7 protein-coding genes are annotated in these 6,668 nt (G+C 68.8%); 5 read left to right on the forward strand and 2 right to left on the reverse strand.

Annotated features, from left to right (window positions below):
• Positions 1-27 precede the first annotated feature (27 nt).
• Positions 28-1,248 carry an MFS transporter gene (locus ACWGID_RS31985; RefSeq protein ID WP_452202934.1) on the forward strand — a complete coding sequence of 407 codons (1,221 nt, stop codon included), beginning with the start codon at positions 28-30 and terminating at the stop codon, positions 1,246-1,248.
• Here ACWGID_RS31985 and ACWGID_RS31990 read toward each other — a convergent pair.
• The gene (locus ACWGID_RS31990; RefSeq protein WP_452202936.1) at positions 1,241-2,674 is read right to left on the reverse strand and encodes an MFS transporter; all 1,434 of its coding nucleotides are present in this window, start codon (positions 2,672-2,674) and stop codon (positions 1,241-1,243) included. The genes ACWGID_RS31985 and ACWGID_RS31990 overlap by 8 nt on opposite strands.
• Before the next feature lie 110 nt (positions 2,675-2,784).
• On the opposite strand from ACWGID_RS31990, the gene ACWGID_RS31995 reads away from it, so the two are divergent.
• The 3 genes from ACWGID_RS31995 to ACWGID_RS32005 are packed head-to-tail and all read left to right on the forward strand — an operon-like array spanning position 2,785 to position 5,606.
• Positions 2,785-3,354 (forward strand): TetR/AcrR family transcriptional regulator, encoded by a 570-nt coding sequence (locus ACWGID_RS31995; protein ID WP_452202938.1) that lies wholly within the window; start codon positions 2,785-2,787, stop codon positions 3,352-3,354.
• Positions 3,351-4,109 (forward strand): fructosamine kinase family protein, encoded by a 759-nt coding sequence (locus tag ACWGID_RS32000; RefSeq protein ID WP_452202939.1) that lies wholly within the window; start codon positions 3,351-3,353, stop codon positions 4,107-4,109. Before ACWGID_RS31995 ends, ACWGID_RS32000 begins: the two co-directional genes overlap by 4 nt.
• Before the next feature lie 42 nt (positions 4,110-4,151).
• The gene (locus ACWGID_RS32005; RefSeq protein ID WP_452202941.1) at positions 4,152-5,606 is read left to right on the forward strand and encodes a beta-N-acetylhexosaminidase; all 1,455 of its coding nucleotides are present in this window, start codon (positions 4,152-4,154) and stop codon (positions 5,604-5,606) included.
• On the opposite strand, the gene ACWGID_RS32010 is transcribed toward ACWGID_RS32005, so the two are convergent.
• Positions 5,603-5,878, reverse strand: a complete 276-nt coding sequence (locus tag ACWGID_RS32010; protein WP_452202943.1) for a protealysin inhibitor emfourin — start codon at positions 5,876-5,878, stop codon at positions 5,603-5,605. The genes ACWGID_RS32005 and ACWGID_RS32010 overlap by 4 nt on opposite strands.
• Before the next feature lie 421 nt (positions 5,879-6,299).
• Here ACWGID_RS32010 and ACWGID_RS32015 point away from each other — a divergent pair, with 421 nt between their 5' ends.
• Positions 6,300-6,509 (forward strand): cold-shock protein, encoded by a 210-nt coding sequence (locus tag ACWGID_RS32015; protein WP_130385526.1) that lies wholly within the window; start codon positions 6,300-6,302, stop codon positions 6,507-6,509.
• Positions 6,510-6,668: the final 159 nt, after the last annotated feature.

Raw genomic sequence — 6,668 nt, forward strand, 5'->3', positions numbered from 1 at the left:
AGACTTTTGACCGGGATCAGGTGAATCATGTCCCTCTCGTCCCGCCGGGCCAACGCCGCACTGGCGTTCCTCGGCGTCTCGACCTTCACGTTCGTCACCATCGAGGTGCTGCCGATCGGTCTGCTGACCGTGATGGCCGACGACCTCGGGCGCTCGCGCTCGCAGGTCGGTCTCCTCGTCACCGGGTACGCCGCCGTCGTCGTGCTCGCCTCCCTCCCGCTCGCGCGGCTGACGCACCATCTCCCCCGCCGCCTCGTCCTGGGAGGCACGCTCGGCGTCCTGACCGTCGCCACCGCGCTGTCGGCGGCCGCCCCGTCGTACGAGGTGCTGTTCGGTGGCCGGCTGGTCATCGCGCTCTCGCAGGCGCTGTTCTGGTCGATCGCGCCGCCGATCGCGACCAGCCTGTTCCCGCCGGAGTTGCGCGGCCGCGTCGTCGCCCGGCTCGCGATCGGCACCGCGCTGGCGCCGATCCTCGGCATCCCGTTGGGCACCTGGCTCGGCGAGCAGGCCGGCTGGCGGGTTCCGTTCGTGCTCATGGCCGGCCTCGGCGCCGCCGCCTGTGCCGGCATCGTGGCGCTGCTGCCACGCACCGAGGTCCAGGACAGCCCAGCCCGCCGCGGCACCACGCCAGACCTTCGCCGGTACGTCGTTCTGCTGGTCGCGTCAGCGATCGGTGTGACCGGGTTCCTGACCTTTAATACTTACGTCACACCGTTCCTGCTGGACATCACCGGCTTCTCCTCCGCCGCGCTCGGTCCGATGCTGCTCGCCAGTGGCGCGGGCGGATTCGCCGGCACCCTGATCGCCGGCCGGCTGCTCGACCGGTACCCCTGGGGCGCCGTCGCCGTCCCACTCGGCGTCATCACCGTTGGACTGCTCAGCCTGTACGCGCTCGGCACGGTGCCGGTGGCGACGGTCGCTCTGATCGCACTGATCGGGATGTCGTTCAGCGGGTTGGCAGTCGCCGTGCAGAGCCGCACGCTGCAGATCGCGCCGGGCAGCACCGACATCGCCTCGGCCGGGACCAGCTCGGCGTTCAACGTCGGTATCGCCGCTGGAGCGTTCGTCGGTGGCGCACTGATCGACACGACCACCGTCCGGAGCGTCGCACTCGTCGGCGGCTTGCTGACTGCGGTGGCGGCGCTGGTGATGCTGAGCGAACCCTTCCTCGGCCGACGCCGGGCAGTAGTGGAAGAGCGCGAGCTCGACCGTCCCGCGCCGCAGGTCTGCGAAGAGCCGGCTAGGTGAGATCAGCCGTCACTTCAGCAGCTGGCTGAGAAGGCTCTGGTGCGTTCGACCTGGCCAGCCAGAGACCCGTGAACACGGCGGTGACCAAAGTGACCGCCCCGGCAGCGAGGAAGGCGTTGTTGAGGCCGGTCTCGAAGGAGGCGCCGCCGGACTGCCGGGTGCGGACGATGGCTCCGAGTACCGCCACACCTAGCACCGCGCCGATCTGCCGAGTGGTGCTGCTGATCCCCGACGCGAGGCCGCCTTCCTGTGGAGCGACCGCTTGGATGGCGGCCCCCGTCAGTGGAGACATCGTCAGCGCGAAGCCGACGCCGACGACTCCCAGCCGCCACCACACGTTCCCGTAGCCGGTGTCGGCGTGCACGGTACCGAGCGCCAGCAGTCCCAGACCGGCCAGGGCCAGGCCGGCGGTCACCACGATGCGGAAGCCGTACCGGGCAGCGAGCCGGCCCGCGTACGGACTGACGATCACCATCGCGAGGGACCCCGGCAGGGTCTGCAGACCCGCGCGCAGGATCGAGCTGCCCTGGACGTACACGAAGAACTGGGAGAAGAAGAACGACGACCCCATGAGCGCGAACCCCACCACGACCATGGCGGTGTTGGACACGGTGAACAGTTGCTCCCGGAACAACCGCAGCGGCAACATCGGAGCGGTACGCCGTGCTTCGACGGCGACGAATGTGGCGAGCAGGATCACAGCGGCGGCGAAGCTGCCCAGGATCAGCGGCGACGTCCAGCCGCGGGCACCACCCTCGATCAGCCCGTAGGTCATCGCCCCCACCCCCAGAACGGACAGCACCGTGCCCGGGACATCGATCGCGGGGGCGCTCGGATTGCGCGTCTCTTCCAGGCTCCGCAGACCGACCAGGAGAAGGACCACACCGATCGGCAGGTTGACCAGGAAGATGGCGGGCCAGCCGAAGGCCTCCGTCAGTACGCCGCCCGCCACGGGGCCTGCGGCCAGACCGATTCCGCTGAATCCGGCCCACAGCCCGATCGCCTTGATGCGTTCCTGCGGCACCGGGAAGGCAGCGGCGAGCAGGGCCAGCGAGGCAGGACTCAGCGCGGCGGCTCCGATGCCCTGCAGCACCCGGCCGACGACCAGCCAGCCAAGCGAAGGCGCGAAGCTGCACAGCACCGACGCCAAGGTGAACACGGCCACGCCGGTCAGATACACACGCTTGCGGCCGAACCGGTCGGCGAAGACACCGCCGGACAGCAACAGCATCGCGACCAGCAGGACGTAGGCGTCGACGATCCATTGCAGACCGGTCAGCCCGGTGTGCAACCGGTGCTGCATGTCGGGCAGCGCTGCTCCGACGATCGTGTTGTCGAGCAAGACCATGAATTGACCTAGGCAGGTCACGGTGAGCAGCACGGCCCGGCTGGGTCGACTGCCTACGGCCGCGGACGATGCCGCCATGGGCGATTCCTCTCAAGGATCAGCACACTAACGCAGTTGTTGGCTGCGTTAGGAGACTCTACGGAGCGTCGACTCACAAACGCAAGTCCTGACTGCGTTAAGGTGAGGGTGTGAACGAGGACCAGCGAGCCCGGCGGCCCGGCGGGCGCAGTGCGCGCGTCGCCGCGCAGGCGCACCAGGCCGTCACCGAACTGATCAGTGAGCGCGGGTACGGCAACTTCACCGTCGGCGAGGTCGCAGCCCGCGCAGGCGTGGCCGACAGCAGCATCTACCGCCGGTGGGGCAGCCTGGAATCCTTGCTCGCGGACGCGGCGCTGGCTCGCCTCAACGCGCAGTCGCCGATGCCCGACACCGGCAGCCTGGCCGGCGACCTGCGCACCTATGCTGCCGCCGTGGCCCGCGAGATCACCGGACCCGACGGTCTGCTGGTGGTGCGCCTCGCCGTCGCCCTGACGAGTACCGGCGAGCAGGGTCTGCGGGCGGGTGACGACCTTCTGGCCGAGCGCACCCGGCAACTGCAGTCCATGCTCGATCGCGCCCACGACCGTGGCGAAGTCGAGCTCGACGCACTCGACGTGCTGGACCACGTCCTAGCCCCGCTGTATATCCGTGTCCTGTTCGGCATCGGGCTCACCCCGGAGTACGTCGACGGGCTGGTCGACCGAATGCTCCGAGCATGACCTCCGAGCGCCGCAAGTTTGTGAAGAGTCGGCCTGACGCGCCAGAGGGTTTCTTCGAGGTCGAGGCGGCCGGCCTGCGCTGGCTCGCCGTACCTGGTGGGGTGCCGGTGGCCGAGCCGCTCGACGTCTCCTCTGATCAGCTGACGACGACCAGGCTGGACGCCGCCGAGCCAACGGGTGCGGCAGCTGAGGAGTTCGGTCGGCGGCTGGCTGTCACGCATGACGCGGGCGCGCGGTACTTCGGCGTACCGCCGGATGGGTGGGACGGTGACGGATACATCGGGACGATCCCGCTGCCGCGCGCCGTCGACCCGGTGAAGTCGTGGGGTGAGTTCTACGCCAACCTGCGCCTCCGCCCGTACCTGCGTGCCGCGCGCGACCAGGGCATCCACCTGGACGGCTTCGGCCGCGTCCTCGCCCGGCTGGAGTCCGGCGCGTACGACGACCCGTCCGACGGACCGTCCCGGATCCACGGCGACCTGTGGTCGGGGAACGTGCTGTGGACTCCCGACGGCGTCCACCTGATCGACCCGGCCGCGCACGGCGGTCACCGGGAGACCGACCTCGCCATGCTCGGCCTGTTCGGGCTGCCGCATCTCGACCGCGTGCTCCGCGCGTACGACGAGGCGCACCCGCTCGCCGACGGCTGGCGCGACCGCATCGGGCTGCACCAACTGCATCCGCTCCTGGTGCATGTCGTGCTGTTCGGTGGCGGCTATGTGTCCCAGGTGATGGCCCTGGTCAAGAAATATTGAATCCTCTTGACGTAAAGAGCGCGGTCCACGAACACTCCGATCATGATCCCGCAGCCCACCGCGCAGCAGGCGCTCCCCGACGAGACCTTCACGCTGCCGACCGACGCCACCATCGGCCTCGATGACTCCTCGGCGCGACCGATCGCCGACCGGCTCGCCGCACAGCTTCGGACGTCCACCGGGTTCGCCCTGCCGATCCAGGACGGCGCCGGCACGATCACGCTGTCCACCAACGGCCCGGAAACACTGGGCGCCGAGGGCTACGAGCTGCGCGCCGACGGGTCCGGCGTGACCATCACCGCCGCCACTGCCGAGGGTCTGTTCCGCGGCGTCACCACGCTGCGCCAGCTCCTGCCTGCCAAGGCCGAGGCATCCACCCAGCAGGACGGCCCGTGGGAGATCGCGGGTACGACGATCTCCGACGCACCGCGCTACGGATACCGCGGCGTGATGCTCGACGTCACGCGACACTTCTTCACCGTCGACCAGGTGAAGCAGTTCATCGACCGGGTGTCGCTCTACAAGATCAACCGCCTGCATCTGCACCTGTCCGACGACCAAGGCTGGCGTATCCAGGTCGACTCGTGGCCGCGCCTGACCGAGTACGGCGGGAGCCTGCAGGTCGGCGGCGGGACGGGTGGTTCGTACAGCAAGGCGGAGTACGCCGAGATCGTGCGGTACGCCGCGGAGCGGTTCGTGACCGTCGTACCGGAGATCGACACCCCGGGGCACACCAACGCCGCGCTGGCGTCGTACCCGGAGCTCAACGCGGACGGGGTCGCGCCGAAGCTGTACACCGAGACCGAGGTCGGGTTCAGCACGCTGACCGTTGCTCTGGACCGCACGTACGAGTTCCTGGACGACGTGTTCCGCGAGGTCGCCGAGCAGACGCCGGGTGACGTCGTACACCTGGGTGGGGACGAGGCGCACTCGACTCCGCACTCGGACTACCTGACCTTCGTACCGAAGGCGGCCGAGCTCGTGGTGAAGCAGGGCAAGACGGTGATGGGGTGGCACGAGATCGCCGACGGACCGCTGCCGGCCGGGACCGTCGTGCAGTACTGGGGCACGGAGGACGAGAAGGCGCAGGCGCTGGCGGTGAAGGCCGTGGAGCAGGGCGCGACGCTGGTGCTCTCCCCCGCGAACCGCGCGTACCTCGACATGAAGTACCACGCGGAGACGCCGCTCGGGCTCGACTGGGCCGGGCTCGTCAGCGTGGAGCAGGCCTACAGCTGGAACCCGGCGACGCTGATCCCGGGTGTGCCGGCGAGCGCGATCGACGGGGTCGAAGCGCCGCTGTGGACCGAGACGCTGGACGACCTGGAGAAGGTCGACTTCATGGTGTTCCCACGGCTGCCGGGGATCGCGGAGCTTGGGTGGTCGCAGGAGTCCGCGCTGGACTGGGCGACGTACAAGGACCGGCTGGCCGAGCAGGGGCCGCGCTGGGAGGTGCTCGGCGTCAACTTCTACCGAGCTCCTGAGATCGACTGGCGCTAGCGACTGAGGATGCGGTCGAGCAGCCAGGCTGTTGTCGCGTCCACGTCCTGTTCGGCGACTGTGTGTTGCATGGCGTCCGCGTCGTGGGCGTCACGCACCTCGAGCCGGTAGACGTACCGGTCCGGCTGCGGGCGGCCGGTGCCGAGGTCCTTGGCGGTCAGCGCGTGGACCGCCGCCTCCAGCCGATCGGCGTCGGGCTGGTCGCTGGTGTCCAGTTCGCCCTGCTTGGTCAGCCCGGCGAAACCGCCGCTCCGGGTCACGGTCACGATCACGGTGCCCTCCTCCAGTTGCGTTCCGCGCAATTCTCCACAGCCGCGCGACACGCCGAGAACTCTGATCAGAATTTTGCGCCCATCACCCGGCGTACCGGGCTCTGTCCTACGTTGCCATCGTGCCGGACCGGGCGGCCCGCCGCGAACCAGCAGGTCGGCGCCCGTTTTCGGGTTCCGGAGCGGCCTGTGGGAGCCCGATATCAGGCAGGTACGGAGAGTAGCGAGCCGCGACAATCAGCGACACGTGTTTCCGGTCACCCCTACCGTCAAGCCGCAGAACGGCTACAGTTATGGCGTTGCAGTTTTGGACTCCCTGACTTTGCTGTGCTGCATGGCCGGTCTGTCGTCTGGGGCCTTTCGGCGACGCGTGACCCATGAGGTGTGGGTCACGGATTGTTAATAGCCATCGAGGAGATAGACAATGGCTGTCGGTACTGTCAAGTGGTTCAACGCTGACAAGGGCTTCGGCTTCATCACCCCGGATGACGGTGGCGCGGACGTGTTCGCGCACTACTCGGCCATCCAGATGTCGGGCTTCCGCTCGCTGGACGAGAACCAGCGGGTCGAGTTCGAGATCACCCAGGGCCAGAAGGGTCTGCAGGCGGAGAACATCCGCGCGATCGGATCTTAAGGATCGCCCTTCTAGTACCAACGAATGGGGGGCCCCCCCCCCCCGGGGTGGGGGTAGCGCCCCCCGACTCGGGTCCGCCGCCCGTGCACACCGCCCAAAGGGTGGACCGATCCGGCGCTATCGACATCGTCGTCATCGACTCCGTGGCCGCGCTGGTGC

It is taken from the genome of Kribbella sp. NPDC054772, assembly GCF_053611945.1.

Excerpts from the sequence above, each read along its gene's own strand:
- ACWGID_RS32000 (WP_452202939.1), top strand. The coding sequence starts at position 3,351 with ATGACCTCCGAGCGCCGCAAGTTTGTGAAGAGTCGGCCTGACGCGCCA.
- ACWGID_RS32005 (WP_452202941.1), top strand. The coding sequence starts at position 4,152 with ATGATCCCGCAGCCCACCGCGCAGCAGGCGCTCCCCGACGAGACCTTC.
- ACWGID_RS32015 (WP_130385526.1), top strand. The coding sequence starts at position 6,300 with ATGGCTGTCGGTACTGTCAAGTGGTTCAACGCTGACAAGGGCTTCGGC.
- ACWGID_RS31985 (WP_452202934.1), top strand. The coding sequence starts at position 28 with ATGTCCCTCTCGTCCCGCCGGGCCAACGCCGCACTGGCGTTCCTCGGC.
- ACWGID_RS31990 (WP_452202936.1), bottom strand. The coding sequence starts at position 2,674 with ATGGCGGCATCGTCCGCGGCCGTAGGCAGTCGACCCAGCCGGGCCGTG.